Here is a 20,850-nt window from a genome sequence, read left to right as displayed (position 1 = left end):
CTGCGTGTATATTAACCTTATTCCTCTCTTTTGTCTTTTCTGTTTATTTATCTAATTTAATAGATTGTAAACTTAAGACGTGTATATTTAATTGCTTGGTTCTCGCCTACTTGGAAATTCCTTCGGAATTTCCTCTGGTTCGTTCAATTTTACTAATTTAGACCTAGCCAACGCAACTAATCATACACGAACACGTTGGCAAACATTTAAAAAAAACTACTTTTTAGCTTTTTTCTTAGATTTTTTATTTGTTTTGTTTTTAGGAATTAAATCGTCCATATTGAATAATGGTAAGCAAATATTTATTGGTAAACTAGCTATTTTGTAAGCTAACATACCTCTAGTAGCACCAATGGCTGTATTTAAAAACACAGACATTAATTCATCATTAATAAATATCTCTTTATTACCATCAATAAAGCGAATGTCATCATCCTTAAAATTACTAATATTAAAAGTTGTAGTAGTTTCTAATTTCAAGAACTCTTTCGGTTTTTCTTTCACAAGAGAATTAAAATGAACAATTATTCCAATTATAATAGTACTTTTTTCGAAATCACCTCTAACTGCATAACCTAACTTAATTTCAACTTTTTCATCGTCAAAGTTTTTAACTAATTCTTCATTGACTTTATTAGAAAAGGAAATTTCCTTTATTTCTTGAATTTTTATACCTAAACCTTCTTCTTGCTTATTCATAACTTAACAATCAGCAATTACTGTGTTTCTATAATTAGGAGAATACTTTTTTAAATGACCTGTTTGTCTAGACGATTTATATTGACTAGGAGAATAAATCTGTTCTGGATTAATAAAATACACATCAACTTTTTCCTCTTTAATTATAACTTCATCTTTTACAACTTCCAGCAACTTATTACCTAATACATCTTCAATTCTTGCAACAGTTTTTAAAGTAAAATTATGCGAGCCTGACAACCATTTACTAATTTCAGATTCATTTTTACCTAATGCTTTTGCTAGGTCTTTTTGATCCATAGAATTTTGATCTAATAGAAACTGAATTCTACTTGATAAATCAAATGTATAGTCTACAAAAATATCAACATATTTAGAACGATACTTTCTGATTTTGTCTAATACTCTATTTTTTTTCATTGTTTAATGTAAAATTTTAAATCACCCATTAATTCTTTTCTGAAAATAATTGTTTGACCTTTGTTTATTCTGCTACCAATAAAACGGTCAATTTGCTTTAATGTTTCAACACATTGATTTAAAAAAGGGTCTTCATTGTAAGTTTCTGTTGTTTTAAGTCCGCCATTTCCCAGTATAACTATATTTTTATTTAGCCTTATAGCGTATAATCGCAAATTTGTACTTGTAAGATATTCGGGGAGAGCTGCAACTTTATCCCGTTTTGTACCTGCGTGTCTAAAATGCCTTGGTTCTGCACCATTTTCACCTATCTTATCTAATAATTTTGATAATATTTCAACATCTTCTTCCAGATTTTCATCATCTAAAATTTTATCAAAAAACAACTCTGATTCTGACAATTCATTATCAGTATATCTGATTGAATAAAAATTGACTTCAGAATGTTCTTCAAAAATTTCAACAATAATTTCTCGTTTGGAATTCACTTTTAAGTTAAGTACAAAATTAGACTATTCAATTGGATTTACAAATATTATTAAAAAAAAATTAACTTTTAAGTGAATTCGCTCAAAATTCTCAACATTTTGTAAACATAAAAACGTTTGCCAACACCGTATATAATTTATTGCTTGGTTCTAGCCTTCTTACGAAAATCCTCGCAGATTTTCTATTCGGTTTTTATTTGCTAAATTAGGTTCTCGAAACACGCAACTATTCTTATACGTAACCGTTGTGCTTCATTATCAGAAACCGCCAACCAATGATAAAATTCTTTAGAAAAATTAGACAAAAACTATTAACTGAAAATAAACTCAGTAATTATTTCATTTATGCTATTGGAGAAGTTATTCTTGTTGTAATTGGTATTCTTATTGCCTTGCAATTAAATAATCTTAATGATATAAAAAAAAACAAAGGTGATGAAAAGAAATACCTTGCTAGAATACAATTAGATATTAAGCAGGACTTAGCAGAACTAGAAAAGCTTTTTCAAGGGGATACTATTCGATTAGATGCTTATACTTATTTGGGACGTTATTTGCAGTCAGATTCAATAGCCACAGACCCTACTTTATTACTCTCAAAGTCAGATAATGCTTTTGGAATCCATTGGTTTGAAGGTAAAAATATAGTTTTTGATGACATGAAATCGTCTGGTAAAACAGGACTCATTACTTCAGATTCTTTAAGAAATAGTATTCAATATTACTACAGATTATTTGATGAAGTAATAAAAGAAGAGAGCGTACACAATAATTCTATCTTAAAATTTAGTGCTAATATTTATCCTTTTTTCGAAACAGGTTCTGGAGCAGATCTTGGGATGCCAGAAAGGTGGAAAGAAAACTCGAATGAAAAATCATTTTATAAATATTATAATTCTCTGATAAACCTAGATGAAGACCAAAAGAAAATAATTTCTGATAATTTTGGCTTGACAAAAGCTAACATTTTACTGAATCATAAAGTGCGACTGTTACTACACAAAGAAGGACTAAAGACAATTAAGGCTATTGATGCATATTTAAAACAAGAAAAATAACGAAAGCACAACAACACATATAATCCATTGCTAGTACTAGCCTACTTACTAAAATATTTGCAGATTTTATATTCGTTTTTTATTTGTTAACTTAGTTGCTTAACCCAGCAACTATCCATACACCAACCGTTAGCATTCATTAAGACCAACCATTAACCAAATGATAAAATTCTTTAGATTATCGAAACAAAATTTTGCAATGCAAAATCAAATGCCCTGCGGACATTTGGTGGAGATAGCCGCTTGCGGAAGATTTAAAATCCTTAAACATGATTAAGTTTTTCAGACACATAAGACAACGACTACTCTCTGAAAATAAATTTAGCAAATACATACTGTACGCTATAGGCGAAATTGTGCTTGTTATTATTGGTATTCTTATCGCGCTTCAAATAAATAATAAAAACGAACAGCGTAAAACCGAAAATAAGATTGTTTCTATTTTAAAAGAAGTACAACATGATTTAGGGCTAGATATTCAAAAATCGGACGAACTTATTGCCTATTATAAAACAAAAGATTCGATTATCAACTTAATACAAACAGATAAACTAACGTATGATGATTATAAAAATGAAAATCGAAATGCTTTAATATATGCTATTATGAACGCTTTTCATATGAAAATTCATGCTAATGGATATACTAACCTCATAGAAAATGTTGATAATGTTCCAAAAAAACTGAAAGCAGTTATTGAACCATTAAACGAGATATATATTTATAACAAATACGAAATAGACAAGTTCGATAAGCGATTGGACTTGATTACAGATAGAGTGATGGACGAGTTAGCCAAAAGTAAAGATTGGTATTACAGATTAAATCGGCCTCAATTAGAAGATGAGATGATTAATTTTTTCCTGAATGACCCTTATTATAAAAATGATTTAGCTCTATACCAAAATGCTGGCTGGACAAACTTGGCATACCATGTTACAATATTTAGAGAAAACGCAATTAATGCATACAAACAAATTAACACACTTGTTGAAAGTAATGAACCGCTTCCCGATTTTATACCACATAATTTAGTGCATCTAACAACGGCACAACTAAATGAATATGAGGGTACTTTTAAGGTTGTAAAGTATGATGGGTACGATGGTCCCATTCCAGATTTAAACTATAAAATTCAGATACAAGACAATGGTCTAGTGGGCATTATGAATGGAGATCTTGAAGATATGGATTACTACTATTTTGAAACAAAAGATAAGATATTTGGTCAGACTGATACTTACCTTAAAGGAGCGTTTGTAAGAGATAGTTTGAATGAAATTACATCTTTGATTGTTATGAAAAATGGAATGGGAGCTCACTTAAATAAACTTGAAACTAAGTAACAACAAAAGGCTAACACCGTATATAATTTATTGCTGGTTCTAGCCTACTTACAAAAATTATCGCTGATTTTTAGTTTGGTATAAACTTGCTAGGTTTAGTGCTAAACCACTCAACAAAACATACCAAAAACCATTGTAACACACTCCCAAAACACTCCTATTTATAAAAACCGTATCTTCATAATTAACTAATAACCAGTTAAATATAAAATTATGAAAACAAAATTAACATTTGTAATGATTATGATTTTTGGAATTGTAATTACTAGTTGCAAACAAAAGGAAGAAAAAATAGAAGTTGAAGAAATGAAAATAGATTTAATAAATGATGAATTTCCAGAAGCAAAAAAAGAAATAATGGAAACTTGGAATGCCATTGTACAAAGTCTTAAAGATGGAGATATGGATAAACTAATTGCTTTTCATGCTTACAGTCCTAAGTTTACTGAATTTAAAAATGGAGCGCCACGCAATGGAAGTGAAGCTAATGAAGAATTTGAACGAAATACTTTTGGTGCTGTAACCGAAGTTGTGAAATTCGATACTAAAGATATGTTGATTGCGGTATATGGTGATGTAGCCAATTTAACTTTTCATTCTGATTTTCATCTTAAATTTGGTGAAGACCTTGTTGTGGTAAACGACCAAATTTCTTTGTTGTTCGTAAAAACTGATAAAGGATGGAAAATCGTGAGCGAACATCATTCCCCGCTAAAAAAAGAAGAAATTTAAAACCGTACTACAACAACCCATAATTAATTGCTTTAGGCGTTGCTTATTTGGAAAATTTTGAATGAATTTTCTCGTGTTCATTTTTGTTTACTAAATTGGTTGCTTAAACACGCAACTAACCAAACACAAAACGCTACCAATAATAAAACCAGAAACAAAAACAGTTTCACTCAATACCTAAAATAAACTAAATGATTATAGACCAAGAACAAATATTTAAAGACGTGCTTTCTAAACTAGAAGGAAAAATAAATGAACAAAGTTTTTTTAAAAAGTTCTTGGAGTTGTACCCTGATGTTTGGAAAAAGCATAAAATTATGTTTTCTAAATTTAATAAAAGCAAAAAAATTGGGCAAACCATTCCGTTACCAAAACCCGAAGTTTCTTTACGAAAAGATATTAGGATCTGGTTACAAAAACAATAAAAAAAGCGCTGTTGTAAACAGTATTCTACTCAGAAGAAATCTCACCTAAAACCCATAAATAATCGGCACGATTGCCAACAAAATCTCTATTGGACACATCGATTATTTTTACATTAAAATCTTTTTGAGTCTTTAAAAAATCTAGATAACCCGTGTTTATTTTTTCTAAATAATCATTGGCTATATTTTGCTCGTAATCGCGACCGCGTTTTTTTATGTTTTCTTGTAAACGCTCGGTGTTTTGGTATAAGTAAATGTATAATTCTGGTTTTGCAATGTCTTTATACATTAAGTAAAACAACTTGCGATATAAATTAAACTCGTCTTCATTTAAAGTAATTTTAGAAAATATAAGCGATTTAAAAATATCGTAATCGCTCACTATAAAATCTTTAAACAAATCGAGTTGCGATAAATCGTCACTAATTTGCTGGTAACGATCTGCAAGAAAAGACATTTCTAAAGTAAAGGCATACCGGTTTGCATCTTCGTAAAATTTAGGTAAAAATGGATTGTCTGCAAATCGCTCTAAAATTAATTTTGCATTAAAATCATGCGATATTTTATTAGCCAAACTGGTTTTACCTGCACCAATATTACCCTCGATAGCTATATAATTTAATTTTGAAAAATGGTATTGTTTACTTGGGTTTTTCAACCAGATGTTTATGGGTTCTAAAACAGATGCGTCTTCACAATTAGCTAATAAAACAGAAACTTCATTTTTAAATATTGGATGCACAACCTTTGATGCTACATCGTTTAATGGCAATAAAACAAATTTGCGCTTGCTCATTTCTGGATGCGGCACTTGCAATGTATTTGTGTTTATTACCTCTGCTTCAACAAAAATAATATCTAAATCGATTGTTCTGGCTTCGTAAGTATTTGGATTGGTTCTAGAGCGTCCTAAATCTGTTTCAATGTTTAACAAATTTTCTAATACTTGTTGCGGTTCTAAATAACTTTCTAAAACCAAACAGCAATTCAAAAAATCATCACTTTCAAAACCAAAAGCAGGCGACTTATATACTTTTGAAATTAGTTTAATTATACCTACACGCGTATAAATAGCATCAACAGCTAACTGTAAGTTTTTCAACTTATCTCCTTTGTTGCTGCCCAAGGCAATATGATATGTTTTTGGTTTTAACATTAAGAGGCAAATTAATAAAAAGTAAATGGTTTCTTTTATATTTACAGAACCTATTTATTCACAATCTTAAATGAGTTTAAAAGACAAACTTGCAGCACAGCGTATTTACTTCCTTTTAGGAGGTTTATTTATTACATCGTTGGTTGTTTCAAATCTTATTTTTCAGAAATTCTTTTATTGGTACCTTTTTGATATTGAAATTTTTGGAAGTAAACTTTTTGAAATTTCTGTTGGTATTTTACCCTACCCTATTACTTTTTTAATCACAGACTTAATAAGTGAAATTTATGGCAAAAAGCGCGCTAACGATGTGGTAGTGGTTGGTATTTTTGCTTCTATATTTTCGCTTTTAATCATTTTTGTTGCAGATGCTGTGCCAGCAACCTCTTGGTCTTACGTAGACGACAAAACATTTAAAACTGTTTTTGGCAACTCTATGATTGCTGTTTTTGCAAGTATGCTTACTTATTTATTTGCGCAGTTTATAGATATTCAAATTTACCATTTCTGGAAACGCTTAACCAAAGGGAAACACTTATGGCTAAGGAATAATTTTTCTACTTGGTTTTCGCAATTTGTAGATACATTTACCATTGTTTTTTTATTATGCTCTTTCGGAATTATTGATTGGGCAAATTTTAAAGGTCTTTTAGTTAGTGGCTTTTTATTTAAAGTTATTGTAGCCGCCTGCGATACCCCATTTTTATATCTAGGCGTATTTTTATTTAGAAAACGATTTAATTTAAAAATAAATGAGGAGATTGATTTACTTTAAATCCATTTGCGTTAAAATTATTATTACTTAGGTTAAATTTATATTAAACTTTTTGGTTACTTAGCCCTAAACACAATCACTCTCGTATATTTATATAAATCTGTTTTATGAAGAAGGCATTAAAAATTATTGGAATTACTTTACTTATAATCATCGCACTTTTAATAGCAATACCATTTGCTTTCCAAGGTCAAATAAAAGACTTGGTAAAACAATTTATCAATCAAAACTTAAATGCGCAAGTAGAATTTAGCAATGTTTCTTTAAGTTTTATAAAAAGCTTTCCGCAGGCACACGTTAATGTAAACGACTTAGTAATTACTAATTTTGATCCGTTTAAAGACGAGACTTTTGCAACCATTAAAGATATTTCGTTTACAATGAATGTAAATGAGTTATTTAAAAATGCAGAAGAAGAGCCAATTGTAGTAAACTCTATAAATATTGACGAAGCACTTTTAACATTAAAAACAGACAAATTTGGCAACAATAATTATGACATTACTAAACAGGAAACCAATAATGCACCAACAAAAAACGAAGCAAGCAACTTCTCATTTAGTATTGAAGATTATCAAATTAAAAATAGCGCTTTAACTTATATTGATAATATATCAAAAACCTTAATCTATATTACAGAATTAAACCATGAAGGACACGGCAAATTCTCTGCAGAAACCTCAGAACTAAATACTAAAAGTGAAGCCAATGTGAGTTTTACATTAGATAGTGTTAACTACTTAAATAGTAACCCTGTAAAATTAGATGCTATTATTGGTTTAGATTTAGAGAATAGCAAATACACATTTAAAGAAAATAAGGGATATATAAACGATTTACCTTTAGAGTTTCAAGGCTATGTACAACAACTTGAAAATGGTCAAGACATTAATATTTCTTTTGAAAACCCAGAATCAGATTTTAAAAACTTTTTGGCTGTAATACCTAAAACATATTCTAAAAATATTGAAAGCGTTCAAACTACTGGAAATTTTAAAGTAAAAGGGCTTGTTAAAGGATTAAGTTCAGACAAAACCATTCCTAATCTAGATATTAGTATTACATCAAACAATGCATCATTTAAATATCCAGATTTACCAAAACGTGTTGAAAACATAATTATTAATACAGAAATAAAAAATACAACTGGTAATGTTGATGATACATACATCGATATTAAAACATTAAACTTTAAGATTGATAATGATGTTTTTAAGTCTTCAGCTACATTAAAAAACATTACCAAAAACATGCTAGTAAATGCAAATTTAGATGGTGTTTTAAATCTTGGTAACATATCAAAAGTGTATCCTGTAGCGTTAGAAAATAAACTAAGCGGTATATTAAAAGCAAAAATAAACACAAGCTTTGATATGAACGCACTTGAAACCAATGCCTACCAACGTATTAAAAATAATGGTTCTGCAAGTATTAGCGATTTTGTTTTTTCTTCAGAAGATATTATAAACCCAATTCATATTTCAAAAGCAGATATGACATTTAAACCTGGAACGGTATCTCTTAATAACTTTAAAGCTAAAACAGGCTCGAGTGATTTAGATGCAACAGGTACTATTAATAACCTATTAGGGTTTTTACTAAGCGATAACACTTTAAAAGGACAATTTAATGTAAACTCTAATCTTTTTAAGGTTAGCGATTTTATGTCTGAAAACGACAGCAATTCATCAACAAATAAGACTTCTAGCGATCAAGAATCCTTAAAAATTCCTGCATTTTTAGACTGCACTATTATAGCCGATGCTAAAACTGTAGTTTACGATAATTTAAATTTAAAAAATGTTACAGGAACCCTTTATATAAAAGACCAACAAGCAAAACTTCAAAACATGAAGTCTAGTATTTTTGATGGTGGCTTATCCATTTCTGGCGATGTTTCAACCAAAGAAAACACACCAACCTTTAATTTAAATTTAGGAGCCGATGGTTTTGATATTTCTGAATCTTTTAAAGATTTAGAATTACTTAAAAGCTTAGCACCAATTGCAAAAATTCTTGACGGAAAATTAAATACAAGTATTAACGTTTCAGGAAAATTAGATAAAGAATTCTCTCCAGATTTAAGTACCGTTTCTGGTGATGCTTTAGCCGAATTACTAACTACAAAAATTAACGCTAACCAAAGTAATTTATTAAGCAAACTAGAAAGCTCGATTAGCTTTATAGATTTTGAAAAACTAGATTTAAAAGATTTAAAAACAAAATTAGATTTTGCCAATGGTAAAGTAAGTGTAAAACCTTTCGATACAAAATATAAAGACATTGCTATTACTGTTTCTGGTTCGCATGGTTTCGATAAAACCATAGGTTATAACGCTGTATTTAATGTACCAGCAAAATACTTAGGTAGTGAGGTTAACAGATTAATTGGGCAAATAAATGACACCGAAGTAAACAACATAACCATACCAATAACTGCTAATATTGGCGGTAGTTTTACAAGCCCAACTGTTAAAACAGATTTAACCAGCGGTGTAACTAACCTCACAAAACAACTAATAGAAATCCAGAAACAAAAACTACTTAATCAAGGCAAAGACAAAGTTAAAGATTTAATAGGCGATGTTATTGGCGGCAATAAAACCAAAACAGATTCTGTAAAACAAGAACAAAACAATGCCATAAAAGATGTTCTTGGAGGCATTATAAAAAGTAAAGAACCACAAGACACTACCACCACAAAAACAGAAACTCCTAAAACTACCGAAAAAGTTATTAGGAATGTACTAGGAGGTTTATTGGGTAGCAACAAAAAACAAAAAGACACAGTTAATTAATTTTTGGGGCGTTACCCAAGGGTCGGGCTTTTCAATACAAGTCCTCGCGCCTTAAAAAAGTCGCTGTGGGCTTTCCATTACAATCCCTAACGCAAACCAATCTGCTAAATTTAGTATTAGCAGTTTTTATCTTTTTTATCAAAAAAAACTAAAAACAGACTAAAAAGAGTAAAAAAAAGCTATTTTTTGAATCATTTTAGGTCATTTTTAAACAAAAACGGTTATTTCCTAGGATATTCCATCTTTTATACTATATTATTATTTGTGTTTAATTTAAAACAAAACAATTAATATATGAGGCAATTAAAAATTACAAAACAAGTTACCAACAGAGAATCTAAATCGCTAGACAAATACCTACAAGACATAAGTAAAATACCTTTAATTACTGCCGAAGAAGAGGTAGAATTAGCACAGCGTATAAAAAAAGGAGACCAAAAAGCATTAGATACACTCACAAAAGCTAACTTAAGATTTGTGGTTTCAGTTGCCAAACAATATCAAAATCAAGGTTTAAAACTACCCGATTTAATTAACGAAGGCAATGCTGGACTTGTAAAAGCAGCAAAACGATTTGATGAAACTAGAGGTTTTAAATTTATATCTTATGCCGTTTGGTGGATACGTCAATCCATTTTATCTGCATTAGCACAACAATCTCGTATTGTTAGATTACCATTAAATAAAATAGGGTCTATTAGTAAAATTAATAAAGCTTACTCGCATTTAGAGCAAGTAAACGAAAGGCCTCCTAGTGCTCATGAAATTGCAAAAAACTTAGATTTAACAGTAAGTGAAGTAAAGCACTCCATGAAAATTTCTGGCAGACACGTATCTATGGATGCACCTTTTAAAGAAGGTGAAACATCTAATTTATATGATGTTGTACAAGGGCAAGAATCTCCAAGACCAGATGCAGAGTTAATAAAAAACTCTTTAAATGTAGAAGTTAATAGAGCACTTAAAACATTATCTGAAAAAGAGGCCGAAGTTATTCGCCATTATTTCGGGATTAGTGTAAAATCGCCTAAAAGTCTTGAGGAGATAGGAGAAGCATTTGGCTTAACGCGCGAACGTGTTAGACAAATAAGAGAAAAAGGCATTCGTAAATTACGTCATGCATCAAAAAGCAAAGTATTGAGAACTTATTTAGGGTAACCGTAAAACAAAGGCCATATTTATTAGGTTTTTATTTTTAAAAACCGCAAATTTGCAAACCGTTTTAGATTTTAAGAAAAAGCACAAAATAAAAGCATATGTTAAAAATAATAGTAAAAGATGGTGAAAACATCGAGAGAGCTTTAAAACGCTACAAAAGAAAGCACAGAAACATTAAAGTAATGCAGAACTTAAGAGATGGTCAGTTTTTTACAAAACCTTCTGTAAAAAGACGTCGTGAAGTTCAAAAAGCAGCTTATATTCAAAATTTAAGAGATCAAGAGGATATTTAACAGTCCTTTTAAATCTAAAAAATATTAAACCGCACATGTAAATGTTGCGGTTTTTTTATTAGCTACTATTTTCTAAAATTATACGGCTTGTCTTGATAAAAATTTTCGAAAGTCTTATCTGTGGTATAGTTCTCTTTTAAAACTTTAAAAACCATTACTAATACAAATAATTGCCCTAAACACATGGTATAGAACACCCAATTAAAAGGCATATTCATAGCTGCCATTATTGTTAGCATAACTAATAAAAAGGTAGTTAAAATAACATAAAACATTACTGGAATTTTCATTTTTTTACTTCAAGATACTAAAAAACAGAATATTACATAGTTAAAATTAATATAAATATTAACTTAGCTACCCAGTAACATATTTAAGAAATTTATCTTATTAAAGAATTGTTATTTGCACAACCAACCCTTCATTAGATCTAATATTAAAAACAGTTTCATCTTCAAAAATTAAATACTGTCCTTTTATACCAACAAGATTACCACTATAAGATTGAGATTTTATAATATTTAAGCTTTTTGGTTTTTCAGGATATTTATTCACAGGAAACTCCATATTGGTTTCGCTATTATTTTCAATATAATATGCTTTGGCTTCATCTGGAATATATTGCTTCAATTTTTCTCGCCATTCAATTAAATTTTCATCTACAACATCATTTTTAAGCATTTTACGCCAATTTGTTTTATCTCCTACGTAATTTTTAAGAGCAACTTCTGTAATACCAGCTAAAAATCTATTTGGCACTTCTACAATTTCAATAGCTTCATGTGCGCCTTGATCTATCCAACGGGTTGGCACTTGACTTTTTCTAGTTACACCAACTTTTACATTACTTGAATTTGCCAAATACACTATATGCGGTTGTAATTGTACTTTCTTTTCGTATTCTAAATCGCGGTCTTCTTTATCTAAATGAGCCGTACTTAATTCTGGTCGCATAATCCAATCTGCAGCTTGTGGAATATCAAAAAAACAATTTCTACAAAACCCTTGACGGTAAATGGGTTTATCTAACCCACAATTTAAACATTGGTATTTAACAAACTGAATACTAACCTTTTTATCTAATAATTGATTCATATTTAAAAAATCATTTTCGAAAATTAAGTAGTATTGAATAGGACTTTCAAACTCTGTTGCCATTTTTGTTAAAACACCTTGGTAGGTCATAAAAAAAAGTATTATTTTTAAAAAAATAAAGATAGAATAAATATGCCAATTCCCTTAGTTAATTCTATTGCATCGTGGTTTTTAAAAAAGCGATTTCATCAAATAGAATTGTTTTTAAAATACCCTAATGAAGTGCAAAACGAGCTACTTTTAAGTTTAATTGATTTTGCTAAAAACACAGAAATTGGTAAGCAATACGATTTTTCTTCAATTAAAAATTACAAAACTTTTGCTGAACGAGTACCTATTAAAAACTATGATGGTTGGCAAGATGTTATTGAACGCTCAAGACAAGGAGAAGGCAATATTTTTTGGCCAACACCTATTAAATGGTTTGCAAAATCAAGTGGAACTACAAGAGCTAAAAGTAAATTTATTCCAGTAAGCGAAGAATCTCTTGAAGACTGTCATTATGCTGCGAGTAAAGATTTATTGTGCATGTATTTAAACAATAACGAAAACTCTCAACTATTTAATGGCAAAAGTTTACGTCTTGGAGGCAGTAAAGAACTTTACAAAGAAAAAGGCACAGCCTTTGGCGATTTATCGGCGATATTAATAGACAATATGCCATTTTGGGCAGAGTTTAGCAGCACACCAAGTAACAAAGTATCTTTAATGAGTGATTGGGAGCATAAAATGCAAGCAATTGTTAATGAAACTATTAATGAAAATGTTACCAGTTTAGCAGGTGTACCTTCTTGGATGTTAGTATTATTAAACAATGTTTTGGATACAACAGGAAAACAAAACCTACATGATATATGGCCTAATTTAGAAGTATACTTTCATGGAGGTGTGAGTTTTACACCCTATATAGATCAATACAAAAAAATATTACCAAAAAAGGATTTTAAATACTACGAAACCTATAATGCATCTGAAGGCTTTTTTGCTATACAAGACCAAAATAATTCATCTGAATTATTACTTATGCTTGACTATGGAATTTTTTACGAATTTATACCAATGGATGTATATGCAACTTCAGAAGAAAAAGCAATTCCGCTTAGCGAAGTCAAATTAAATAGAAACTACGCCGTAATTATAACAACCAATGCAGGGCTATGGCGTTATAAAATTGGGGATACTATTAGATTTACTTCGTTAAATCCCTATCGAATAAAAATTACCGGAAGAACGAAACATCACATAAATGTATTTGGGGAAGAATTAATTATTGAAAATGCCGAAAATGCTCTAAAAAAAGTTTGCAAACGTACTAAAGCTGAAATTGTAGATTTTACTGCTGCCCCTATTTTTATGCAAGGGAAAGAAAAAGGAGCTCACGAATGGCTCATTGAATTTAAAACTCCACCTCAAGATATTAATTACTTTAACGAATTGTTTGATAATGCATTAAAAGCATTGAATTCTGATTATGAAGCAAAACGTTATAATAATATTACTTTAAATAAGCCTAAAATTAATATTGCAAGACATCAACTATTTCATGATTGGTTAAAGCAGAATGACAAATTAGGCGGACAACACAAAATACCAAGGCTTTCAAATACTAGAGATTATTTAGACGACTTATTAAAGCTAAATTTTTAATTTATAATTAAACTTTTTTTAATTGTAAATTAAAGAATAGACTATAAATAATATAAAATTCGGTCTCTATTTATATAATTAGAGATATACAACTCGTATTTTAAAAACTATAATTAACCGATAAAATGTAATGAAATCGACTAAGTGTCGCTTAAAAAGTTTTTAAACGAGTATTTAGTCTTATAATCTAAAAGGCTGTAAAGCCACTTTGAGCTACTACTTATTAATTATATTTTTACTCCAGAATAAAAAAAGACATTTACAGTTTTATATAGATATCCATTTATTAATTAATTTCCCTAAATAAAAAAAACCACGCTAATTAGCGTGGTTTTTTTATATATGAAATCAACTCTTTTACTAAGAAACTGCTTTAAGTTTCTTTAAAGTTGTTTTAGATAATTTTTCTTCAGCATACGCTTTAGTAACATTTAATTTTTTCTCGTTACTACTAGGAAGCTCAAACATAGCATCTGTTAAAATTTCTTCGCAAAGAGAACGTAATCCTCTAGCACCTAGCTTATATTCTATTGCTTTATTTACAATGTAACCTAAAGCACCATCAGTAATAGAAAAATCTATTTCATCCATATCAAACAACTTTTTATATTGTTTGATAATAGCGTTTTTAGGCTCGGTTAAAATAGCTCTTAACGTATCTGCATCCAATGGATCCATATAAGTTAATACCGGTAAACGACCTATTATTTCTGGAATTAAACCAAAGTCTTTTAAATCTTTAGGAATAATGTATTGTAATAAGTGTTCTTGATCTACAACATCATCAGACATAGAAGCACTATATCCAACTGCCTGCATATTTAAACGCTTAGAGATAACACGCTCAATACCATCAAAAGCACCACCCGCAATAAATAATATATTTTCGGTATTTACTTCAATAAATTTTTGATCTGGATGTTTACGACCTCCTTTTGGTGGTACGTTTACAACGGTTCCTTCTAATAGCTTTAATAAAGCTTGCTGAACTCCTTCACCAGATACATCGCGTGTAATTGATGGGTTATCACTTTTACGTGCTATTTTATCAATCTCATCAATAAAAACAATACCTTTTTCTGCTTTTTCTAAGTTGTAATCAGCAGCTTGTAATAATCGTGTTAAAATACTTTCTACATCTTCACCTACATAACCAGCTTCTGTTAAAACAGTAGCATCAACTATAGCTAATGGCACATTTAACATTTTGGCTATTGTTTTAGCCATTAATGTCTTACCTGTTCCTGTTTGCCCAACCATAATGATATTACTTTTCTGTATCTCAATATCATCCTTTGTTGGTGGTTGCAATAATCTTTTATAATGATTATAAACAGCAACAGACATCACTTTTTTTGTGGCACCTTGCCCTATAATATATTCGTCTAAAAACGCTTTAATTTGTTGGGGTTTGCGAAGTTTTAACTCTGCAGATAAATCGCTGCTATCACTTTGCTTAGATTCTTCAAGCACAATACCATGCGCTTGCTCAATACATCTGTCGCAGATGTGAGCATCTAATCCCGCAATTAACAAATTTGTTTCTGGTTTTTTACGACCACAAAACGAACATTCTAATTCTTCCTTTGCCATTAATCTTTTCTATTTTATTGGAATAATTTTATATAAATAACTGTATAACAATTCTTTAAAATTACAAATTATTTATTTGCGAGCCAAAATCTCGTCTATCATTCCGTATTCTTTGGCTTTATCAGCTTTCATCCAATAGTCTCTATCACTATCTTCATATACTTTGTCGTAACTCTGCCCTGAATGCTTACTAATAATCTTATAAAGTTCTTCTTTTAAGATTAAAATTTCTCTGGCAGTAATCTCAATATCACTAGCTTGCCCTTGTGCTCCACCTAACGGTTGGTGAATCATAACTCGAGAGTGAGTTAAACCGCTTCGTTTACCTTTTTGTCCAGCACATAATAATACCGCTCCCATTGAAGCTGCCATACCAGTACAAATTGTAGCCACATCTGGTTTTATAAACTGCATAGTATCATAAATACCTAAACCTGCATATACACTTCCTCCTGGAGAATTGATGTAGATTTGAATATCTTTATTAGCATCTGTACTTTCTAAAAATAAAAGTTGTGCTTGAACAATATTAGCTACCTGATCATTAATTCCTGTACCAAGAAAAATGATTCTATCCATCATTAAACGTGAGAACACATCAAACACCGCTATGTTCATTTGACGTTCTTCTATAATATTAGGCGTTAAGTTTGTTGGATACATACTACTTATAATTTTATTGTAATACGTACTGCTAATACCCTGATCTTTTATCGCGAATTTTTCAAATTCTTTTGCGTAATCCATAATTTTTTTTGTATTTCTTTTGTTTAAACTCCTGACTTACATTGAGATGAGTTTAAAACTTATTTCAACAAGACTTGGTTTTGAATAAAAAAGCACTTAAATCTGGTAGATTTAAGTGCTTAAAGATAAACAATTATTCTTTATTTATTTGTCGCCATAAACTTCTTTAACAAAGTTTTCATAACTTAATTCTTTAATCTTAAGATTTGCTTTTTCTTTATATACTTCAAGTAATTTTTGACTTACTAGTTGCTCAGAAATTCTACGAGCTTCATCTTGATTTCCTAAAACACGTGCAGCAATATCATCTAATTCTTTATCTGAAGGATTCATTTGACCAAATTGAGCCATTTGCCCTTTAATCATTTCTTTAGCGTGATTTTTAATATCGTCCATAGTTACTTGAACGTTATTATCTTCAATAAGTTTTCCTTCAATTAACTGGTAACGTAAGCTTTTTTCAGATTTTTCATATTCTTCCTTAGCTTGGTCTGCATCCATTTCTTGTTCTCCAGCAGTTTGCATCCATTTTGTTAAAAACTCAGCAGGTAAATCAAATTTTGTGTTTTCTACTAAATACTCTGTAACATCATTTAACAACTTTTGGTCGGCTTGCTGAGCAAATTGCTTCTCAGCATCTTCTTTGATTTTTGTTTTTAATTCAGTTACCGATGTGACAGCTTTTGGTCCAAAAACCTTATCAAACAAATCTTGATCTAAATCTGCTAACTCACGCTTATTTATTTCAGAAATTGTAAAATTCACTTCAATATCTAAACCATGTACATCATCATGACCTAATTTTAAGGCATGCATTAAATCATGCTCATCATCAAAAAGACCTTTAGTTTTTAATGTAATAACATCACCTACTTTAGCACCAATAAATTGTTTTGCTGTTGATTTACCTTTAAACTTATCAAGTGTAAGTGTTACTTTATTATCGATCTCTTTTTCTTCGTTTGTATAAACACCTGTAATTTCACTATCTTTTTCAACAGCATCAAGAGAGACTAGTTTTCCGTATTGTTTTTGAATACGCTCAACTTGCTCATCAATCATTTTATCATCTGCAACAATATTATATTGTGTGATTGCTTTTTTGCTTTTTAATTCAACATTAAATTCTGGAGCAAGACCTAATTCAAATTCAAAAGAAAATTTATCAGCATCCCAATCTATTTCATCTTGTGTTTTTGGCAATGGTTGCCCAAGAACATCTAATTTTTCTTCTGTTAAATATTTATTTAAAGCGTCTTGTAAAAGTTTATTCACCTCATCAACTAAAACGGCTTTTCCATATTGCTTTTTAACCATTCCCATAGGCACATGCCCTTTTCTAAAACCAGGAATATTAGCTGTTTTACGGTAATCTGTTAAGATTTTTTCAACTTTATCACTATAGTCTTCTTTAGCGATATCTACTTTTACTACAGCATTTAATGCATCAACGTTTTCTCTTGTAATATTCATTTTAAACGATATGAAACCCTAAAAGGGAGTTTAACAAAAGGCTTTTAAACCTAAATTTATAGTTTCCCGTTTTAGCGGGATTAAAGATTTTAGCTTTATCCAAAAAGGAAAATCTTTTTAGATTTATGCTATTAAAATCGGGATGCAAAAATAATACATTTTTACATCTTGACAAAGTTTTTAATTGCTTGATTTTGAACCTATTTTTTATCTTTTTTTAAGAAAGACTGCAAAAGGGATTGCAGTATGGATAGTAAGACACTAAATAAGATGGCCCACCAAATACTTGCTACTGAGAATCCATCAATAAATTTATCGGCCAAAAGTATAATTAATCCATTAATTACTAACAAAAACAAGCCTAGTGTTATGATTGTTACAGGCAAAGTTAAAATAACTAACAACGGCTTTACCAAAAGGTTTAAAATTGATAATACTAATGCAACTATAATTGCAGACAAATAACCATCTACACTTACACCTGTTAATATATTTGCTAAAGCAAATACCGCTACAGCGTTTAATAAAAGTCTTAATATTAAGTTCATAGTTTTACATTTTGATTATGAATTTACAAAATTTATTACTGCTGCATAAAAATCTTTTGGATTTTCGGCATGTAACCAATGGCCTGCATTAGATATTGTAACAATTTCGGCTTTCGGAAAATGGTTTGCTATAACACGCTCATCACCAACACCTATATATTCAGAACGGTCTCCTCGCAAAAACAAAGTATCTTTATCAAATGTTAAATAACTCGGTAAGGACTCTCCAACTTCACCTACTTCATTTTTTAAGACTTCTAAATTAATACGCAATCCTAATTGTCCTTTTTCAACCCAATATAAGTTTTTAAGTAAAAACATACGTGTACCTAAATCAGACACATAACTACTTAAAATTTTATCTGCCTCACCTCTACTTTTTATTTCATTAAAATTTAATGCACTTAAACCATTTAAAATTCCATCATGATGTACTGGGTAAAATCTTGGTGAGATATCTGCAACTATTAATTTTGATACTAATTCTGGATTTTCGGTTGCAAATAACATTGCTGTTTTCCCACCCATAGAATGACCTAGTAAAACGATATCTGTTAAATTATTTTTTTCGCAATAATTTTTTAAATCTTCAGAAAGCACCTCATAGTTAAACTCAGCGTCATGAAAACTTCTTCCATGGTTACGCTGGTCTACTAAATGCACTTGAAACCCTTGTTCGCTAAATTGGTTGCCAAGTGTTTTCCAATTATCACTCATTCCTAAAAAACCATGTAAAATAACAAATGGTCTTCCCTCTCCAATAATATTTGAATGTAATAGCATTATTTTAATTTATGTAAATACATTTGAATAACATTCTCTACTCCTAAATATAAACTTTCGGTTATTAAAGCATGTCCTATTGAAACCTCTAACAAATCTGGTATATTATCTTTAAAGAACTTGATATTATCCAACGATAAATCATGCCCTGCATTAACACCTAGCCCTAGACTATTAGCCAGCTTAGCACTTTCAGCATAAGGTTTAATCGCATTAGTATTTCCTAAACTATATTGATGCGCAAAAGCCTCGGTATACAATTCAATTCTATCTGTTCCTGTGGCCTTAGCGCCTTCAATTTGCTTTAAAACAGGATCTACAAAAATTGATGTTCTAATGCCATTATTTTGAAATTCTTTTATAACATCAATTAAAAAACCCTTATTTTTTATGGTGTCCCAACCTGCATTACTAGTTATAGCATCAACTGCATCTGGCACTAAAGTAACTTGGGTTGGCTTAACTTCTAAAACTAATTCTACAAAAGATTTAATAGGGTTTCCTTCAATATTATATTCTGTATAAACCTCTGGTTTTAAATCGCGAGCATCTTGATATCGAATATGACGTTCGTCTGGTCTAGGGTGTATAGTAACTCCTTCTGCGCCAAAACGCTGCACATCTTTCGCAAATTTAACAACATTAGGCAGATCTCCTCCTCTAGAGTTTCTTAAAGTTGCAATCTTATTAATATTAACACTTAACTTAGTCATAAAACTTTTTTAAAAGACAAAAATACAAAGTAGAACAAGCATAGATACTATTTTTTTGATTAATTTGCAGTTCATATTTACTCATATGATATATCGAGCTTTACGATAAATACAATTTGAATTTATCAATTTAATTTAGCCTATAACATTTGACAGAATTAAATAAAATAGAAGACATCAAATGAAACTTTCTGAATTTATTATAAACGACATTAAACCACTTAGTAACACAAGTAAAATAAGTGATTTGCATCAACTTTTTAACCAACTTACTTTTTCCCATATTCCTGTTAAAAATGAAAATGGAGATTATTTAGGTTGTTTTTCTGAAACTGATGCCCATTGCTTTGATGGCGACAAATCTACTAATGAATATTTATATGCATTAGAAGATTTTTATGTTAGAAACAATACACTTTGGTTAGATGTTTTAGAAGCTTTTGCAGTAAATTCTTCTAACATTATGCCTGTTTTAAGCGAACAAAATGAGTATTTAGGCTATTACGAACTAAATGATGTTATTAGCTTATTTAGTGACTCCCCCTTTTTCTCTGAAGCTGGTGGCATACTAGTTGTAGAAAAAGGAATTAATGATTATTCTTTTAGTGAAATAAGCCAGATTGTAGAGTCTAACGATGGAAAACTTTTAGGAGCTTTTATTTCAAAAATGAATACCGACTTAGTTCAAATTACCTTAAAAATTGGCAATACAGGACTTAATGAAATTATCCAAACTTTTCGCAGATATAGTTACAATATCATTTCTGGCCATGAGGAGGATGGTTACATTGAAAGCTTAAAAGAACGCTCTGATTATTTAAAGAAATATTTAAACATGTAATTTCAATTTATGAACCATCTGTAACTAAAAGTTAGTTATTAAAAAAACAATTTTATGGATGC

Annotated in this window: 22 protein-coding genes; 10 read left to right on the top strand and 12 right to left on the bottom strand. The window is 30.0% G+C overall.

What is annotated here, in order from left to right:
- Window positions 1–216: 216 nt before the first annotated feature.
- From Q0842_RS12075 to Q0842_RS12065, 3 genes are read right to left on the bottom strand one after another with little or no spacing between them, the layout of a single operon-like run.
- Window positions 217–699 (bottom strand): hypothetical protein, encoded by a 483-nt coding sequence (locus tag Q0842_RS12075; RefSeq protein WP_298498357.1) that lies wholly within the window; start codon window positions 697–699, stop codon window positions 217–219.
- Between the two features lie 3 nt (window positions 700–702).
- Window positions 703–1,119 carry a helix-turn-helix transcriptional regulator gene (locus Q0842_RS12070; RefSeq protein WP_298498356.1) on the bottom strand — a complete coding sequence of 139 codons (417 nt, stop codon included), beginning with the start codon at window positions 1,117–1,119 and terminating at the stop codon, window positions 703–705.
- Window positions 1,116–1,607, bottom strand: coding sequence for a hypothetical protein (locus Q0842_RS12065; protein ID WP_298498355.1), 492 nt, complete (start codon window positions 1,605–1,607; stop codon window positions 1,116–1,118). Before Q0842_RS12065 ends, Q0842_RS12070 begins: the two co-directional genes overlap by 4 nt.
- A gap of 275 nt (window positions 1,608–1,882) precedes the next feature.
- Here Q0842_RS12065 and Q0842_RS12060 point away from each other — a divergent pair, with 275 nt between their 5' ends.
- The 4 genes from Q0842_RS12060 (at window position 1,883) to Q0842_RS12045 (ending at window position 5,168) form a co-directional block, all read left to right on the top strand.
- Window positions 1,883–2,665, top strand: a complete 783-nt coding sequence (locus Q0842_RS12060; RefSeq protein WP_298498354.1) for a DUF6090 family protein — start codon at window positions 1,883–1,885, stop codon at window positions 2,663–2,665.
- 269 nt (window positions 2,666–2,934) lie between these two features.
- Window positions 2,935–4,011 carry a DUF6090 family protein gene (locus Q0842_RS12055; RefSeq protein WP_298498353.1) on the top strand — a complete coding sequence of 359 codons (1,077 nt, stop codon included), beginning with the start codon at window positions 2,935–2,937 and terminating at the stop codon, window positions 4,009–4,011.
- Window positions 4,012–4,224: 213 nt separating this feature from the next.
- The gene (locus Q0842_RS12050; RefSeq protein WP_298498352.1) at window positions 4,225–4,743 is read left to right on the top strand and encodes a nuclear transport factor 2 family protein; all 519 of its coding nucleotides are present in this window, start codon (window positions 4,225–4,227) and stop codon (window positions 4,741–4,743) included.
- 191 nt (window positions 4,744–4,934) lie between these two features.
- Window positions 4,935–5,168 (top strand): hypothetical protein, encoded by a 234-nt coding sequence (locus Q0842_RS12045; RefSeq protein WP_298498351.1) that lies wholly within the window; start codon window positions 4,935–4,937, stop codon window positions 5,166–5,168.
- A gap of 25 nt (window positions 5,169–5,193) precedes the next feature.
- On the opposite strand, the gene folK is transcribed toward Q0842_RS12045, so the two are convergent.
- Window positions 5,194–6,324 (bottom strand): 2-amino-4-hydroxy-6-hydroxymethyldihydropteridine diphosphokinase, encoded by a 1,131-nt coding sequence (folK, locus tag Q0842_RS12040; RefSeq protein ID WP_298498350.1) that lies wholly within the window; start codon window positions 6,322–6,324, stop codon window positions 5,194–5,196.
- Between the two features lie 70 nt (window positions 6,325–6,394).
- Between folK and Q0842_RS12035 the strand changes: the two genes are divergently transcribed.
- The 4 genes from Q0842_RS12035 to rpsU all read left to right on the top strand — a co-directional run bounded on the left by Q0842_RS12035 (window position 6,395) and on the right by rpsU (window position 11,348).
- Window positions 6,395–7,099, top strand: a complete 705-nt coding sequence (locus Q0842_RS12035) for a queuosine precursor transporter (RefSeq protein WP_298498349.1) — start codon at window positions 6,395–6,397, stop codon at window positions 7,097–7,099.
- Window positions 7,100–7,206: 107 nt separating this feature from the next.
- Window positions 7,207–9,897, top strand: a complete 2,691-nt coding sequence (locus tag Q0842_RS12030; RefSeq protein ID WP_298498348.1) for an AsmA-like C-terminal region-containing protein — start codon at window positions 7,207–7,209, stop codon at window positions 9,895–9,897.
- Between the two features lie 294 nt (window positions 9,898–10,191).
- Window positions 10,192–11,055 (top strand): RNA polymerase sigma factor RpoD/SigA, encoded by an 864-nt coding sequence (locus Q0842_RS12025; RefSeq protein WP_298498347.1) that lies wholly within the window; start codon window positions 10,192–10,194, stop codon window positions 11,053–11,055.
- A 98-nt stretch (window positions 11,056–11,153) separates the two neighbouring features.
- Window positions 11,154–11,348 carry a 30S ribosomal protein S21 gene (rpsU, locus tag Q0842_RS12020; protein WP_019387676.1) on the top strand — a complete coding sequence of 65 codons (195 nt, stop codon included), beginning with the start codon at window positions 11,154–11,156 and terminating at the stop codon, window positions 11,346–11,348.
- 65 nt (window positions 11,349–11,413) lie between these two features.
- Here rpsU and Q0842_RS12015 read toward each other — a convergent pair whose 3' ends face one another.
- Entirely contained in the window at window positions 11,414–11,638 is a 225-nt protein-coding gene (locus Q0842_RS12015; protein WP_298498346.1) for a hypothetical protein, read from the bottom strand.
- 100 nt (window positions 11,639–11,738) lie between these two features.
- On the bottom strand, window positions 11,739–12,533 hold the full coding sequence (locus Q0842_RS12010) for a DUF2797 domain-containing protein (protein WP_298498345.1): 795 nt from the start codon (window positions 12,531–12,533) through the stop codon (window positions 11,739–11,741).
- A gap of 42 nt (window positions 12,534–12,575) precedes the next feature.
- Here Q0842_RS12010 and Q0842_RS12005 point away from each other — a divergent pair, with 42 nt between their 5' ends.
- Window positions 12,576–14,090 carry a GH3 auxin-responsive promoter family protein gene (locus Q0842_RS12005; protein WP_298498344.1) on the top strand — a complete coding sequence of 505 codons (1,515 nt, stop codon included), beginning with the start codon at window positions 12,576–12,578 and terminating at the stop codon, window positions 14,088–14,090.
- A gap of 360 nt (window positions 14,091–14,450) precedes the next feature.
- Here the strand turns inward: Q0842_RS12005 and clpX are convergent, their stop codons facing one another.
- The 6 genes from clpX to Q0842_RS11975 form a co-directional block, all read right to left on the bottom strand.
- A complete protein-coding gene (gene clpX, locus Q0842_RS12000) occupies window positions 14,451–15,683 on the bottom strand; it encodes an ATP-dependent Clp protease ATP-binding subunit ClpX (RefSeq protein ID WP_298498343.1) in 1,233 nt (410 codons plus the stop codon).
- Between the two features lie 72 nt (window positions 15,684–15,755).
- Entirely contained in the window at window positions 15,756–16,430 is a 675-nt protein-coding gene (gene clpP, locus Q0842_RS11995; protein WP_298498342.1) for an ATP-dependent Clp endopeptidase proteolytic subunit ClpP, read from the bottom strand.
- 144 nt (window positions 16,431–16,574) lie between these two features.
- Window positions 16,575–17,903, bottom strand: coding sequence for a trigger factor (gene tig, locus Q0842_RS11990; RefSeq protein WP_298498341.1), 1,329 nt, complete (start codon window positions 17,901–17,903; stop codon window positions 16,575–16,577).
- Between the two features lie 200 nt (window positions 17,904–18,103).
- Entirely contained in the window at window positions 18,104–18,451 is a 348-nt protein-coding gene (locus Q0842_RS11985) for a phage holin family protein (RefSeq protein WP_298498340.1), read from the bottom strand.
- Window positions 18,452–18,466: 15 nt separating this feature from the next.
- Window positions 18,467–19,234: an alpha/beta fold hydrolase gene (locus Q0842_RS11980; RefSeq protein ID WP_298498339.1), complete on the bottom strand. Its 768-nt coding sequence runs from the start codon at window positions 19,232–19,234 to the stop codon at window positions 18,467–18,469.
- On the bottom strand, window positions 19,234–19,947 hold the full coding sequence (locus Q0842_RS11975) for a pyridoxine 5'-phosphate synthase (protein WP_298498338.1): 714 nt from the start codon (window positions 19,945–19,947) through the stop codon (window positions 19,234–19,236). The genes Q0842_RS11980 and Q0842_RS11975 overlap by 1 nt, the downstream gene beginning before the upstream one ends.
- A gap of 181 nt (window positions 19,948–20,128) precedes the next feature.
- On the opposite strand from Q0842_RS11975, the gene Q0842_RS11970 reads away from it, so the two are divergent.
- Window positions 20,129–20,788, top strand: a complete 660-nt coding sequence (locus Q0842_RS11970) for an acetoin utilization protein acuB (RefSeq protein ID WP_298498337.1) — start codon at window positions 20,129–20,131, stop codon at window positions 20,786–20,788.
- Window positions 20,789–20,850: the final 62 nt, after the last annotated feature.

The sequence above is a fragment of the uncultured Algibacter sp. genome (assembly GCF_947495675.1).
GTDB lineage: Bacteria > Bacteroidota > Bacteroidia > Flavobacteriales > Flavobacteriaceae > Algibacter_B.
Note: the sequence above shows the minus strand (reverse complement) of the source record. Positions and strands in the feature narration are given on the sequence as shown.

Coding starts and splice junctions, on each gene's coding strand:
- Q0842_RS12035 (WP_298498349.1), top strand. CDS start 6,395: ATGAGTTTAAAAGACAAACTTGCAGCACAGCGTATTTACTTCCTTTTA.
- tig (WP_298498341.1), bottom strand. CDS start 17,903: ATGAATATTACAAGAGAAAACGTTGATGCATTAAATGCTGTAGTAAAA.
- Q0842_RS12030 (WP_298498348.1), top strand. CDS start 7,207: ATGAAGAAGGCATTAAAAATTATTGGAATTACTTTACTTATAATCATC.
- Q0842_RS11975 (WP_298498338.1), bottom strand. CDS start 19,947: ATGACTAAGTTAAGTGTTAATATTAATAAGATTGCAACTTTAAGAAAC.
- clpX (WP_298498343.1), bottom strand. CDS start 15,683: ATGGCAAAGGAAGAATTAGAATGTTCGTTTTGTGGTCGTAAAAAACCA.
- Q0842_RS12005 (WP_298498344.1), top strand. CDS start 12,576: ATGCCAATTCCCTTAGTTAATTCTATTGCATCGTGGTTTTTAAAAAAG.
- rpsU (WP_019387676.1), top strand. CDS start 11,154: ATGTTAAAAATAATAGTAAAAGATGGTGAAAACATCGAGAGAGCTTTA.
- clpP (WP_298498342.1), bottom strand. CDS start 16,430: ATGGATTACGCAAAAGAATTTGAAAAATTCGCGATAAAAGATCAGGGT.
- Q0842_RS12045 (WP_298498351.1), top strand. CDS start 4,935: ATGATTATAGACCAAGAACAAATATTTAAAGACGTGCTTTCTAAACTA.
- Q0842_RS11985 (WP_298498340.1), bottom strand. CDS start 18,451: ATGAACTTAATATTAAGACTTTTATTAAACGCTGTAGCGGTATTTGCT.
- Q0842_RS12010 (WP_298498345.1), bottom strand. CDS start 12,533: ATGACCTACCAAGGTGTTTTAACAAAAATGGCAACAGAGTTTGAAAGT.
- Q0842_RS11980 (WP_298498339.1), bottom strand. CDS start 19,234: ATGCTATTACATTCAAATATTATTGGAGAGGGAAGACCATTTGTTATT.
- Q0842_RS12075 (WP_298498357.1), bottom strand. CDS start 699: ATGAATAAGCAAGAAGAAGGTTTAGGTATAAAAATTCAAGAAATAAAG.
- Q0842_RS12070 (WP_298498356.1), bottom strand. CDS start 1,119: ATGAAAAAAAATAGAGTATTAGACAAAATCAGAAAGTATCGTTCTAAA.
- Q0842_RS12060 (WP_298498354.1), top strand. CDS start 1,883: ATGATAAAATTCTTTAGAAAAATTAGACAAAAACTATTAACTGAAAAT.
- Q0842_RS11970 (WP_298498337.1), top strand. CDS start 20,129: ATGAAACTTTCTGAATTTATTATAAACGACATTAAACCACTTAGTAAC.
- Q0842_RS12055 (WP_298498353.1), top strand. CDS start 2,935: ATGATTAAGTTTTTCAGACACATAAGACAACGACTACTCTCTGAAAAT.
- Q0842_RS12050 (WP_298498352.1), top strand. CDS start 4,225: ATGAAAACAAAATTAACATTTGTAATGATTATGATTTTTGGAATTGTA.
- Q0842_RS12015 (WP_298498346.1), bottom strand. CDS start 11,638: ATGAAAATTCCAGTAATGTTTTATGTTATTTTAACTACCTTTTTATTA.
- Q0842_RS12025 (WP_298498347.1), top strand. CDS start 10,192: ATGAGGCAATTAAAAATTACAAAACAAGTTACCAACAGAGAATCTAAA.
- folK (WP_298498350.1), bottom strand. CDS start 6,324: ATGTTAAAACCAAAAACATATCATATTGCCTTGGGCAGCAACAAAGGA.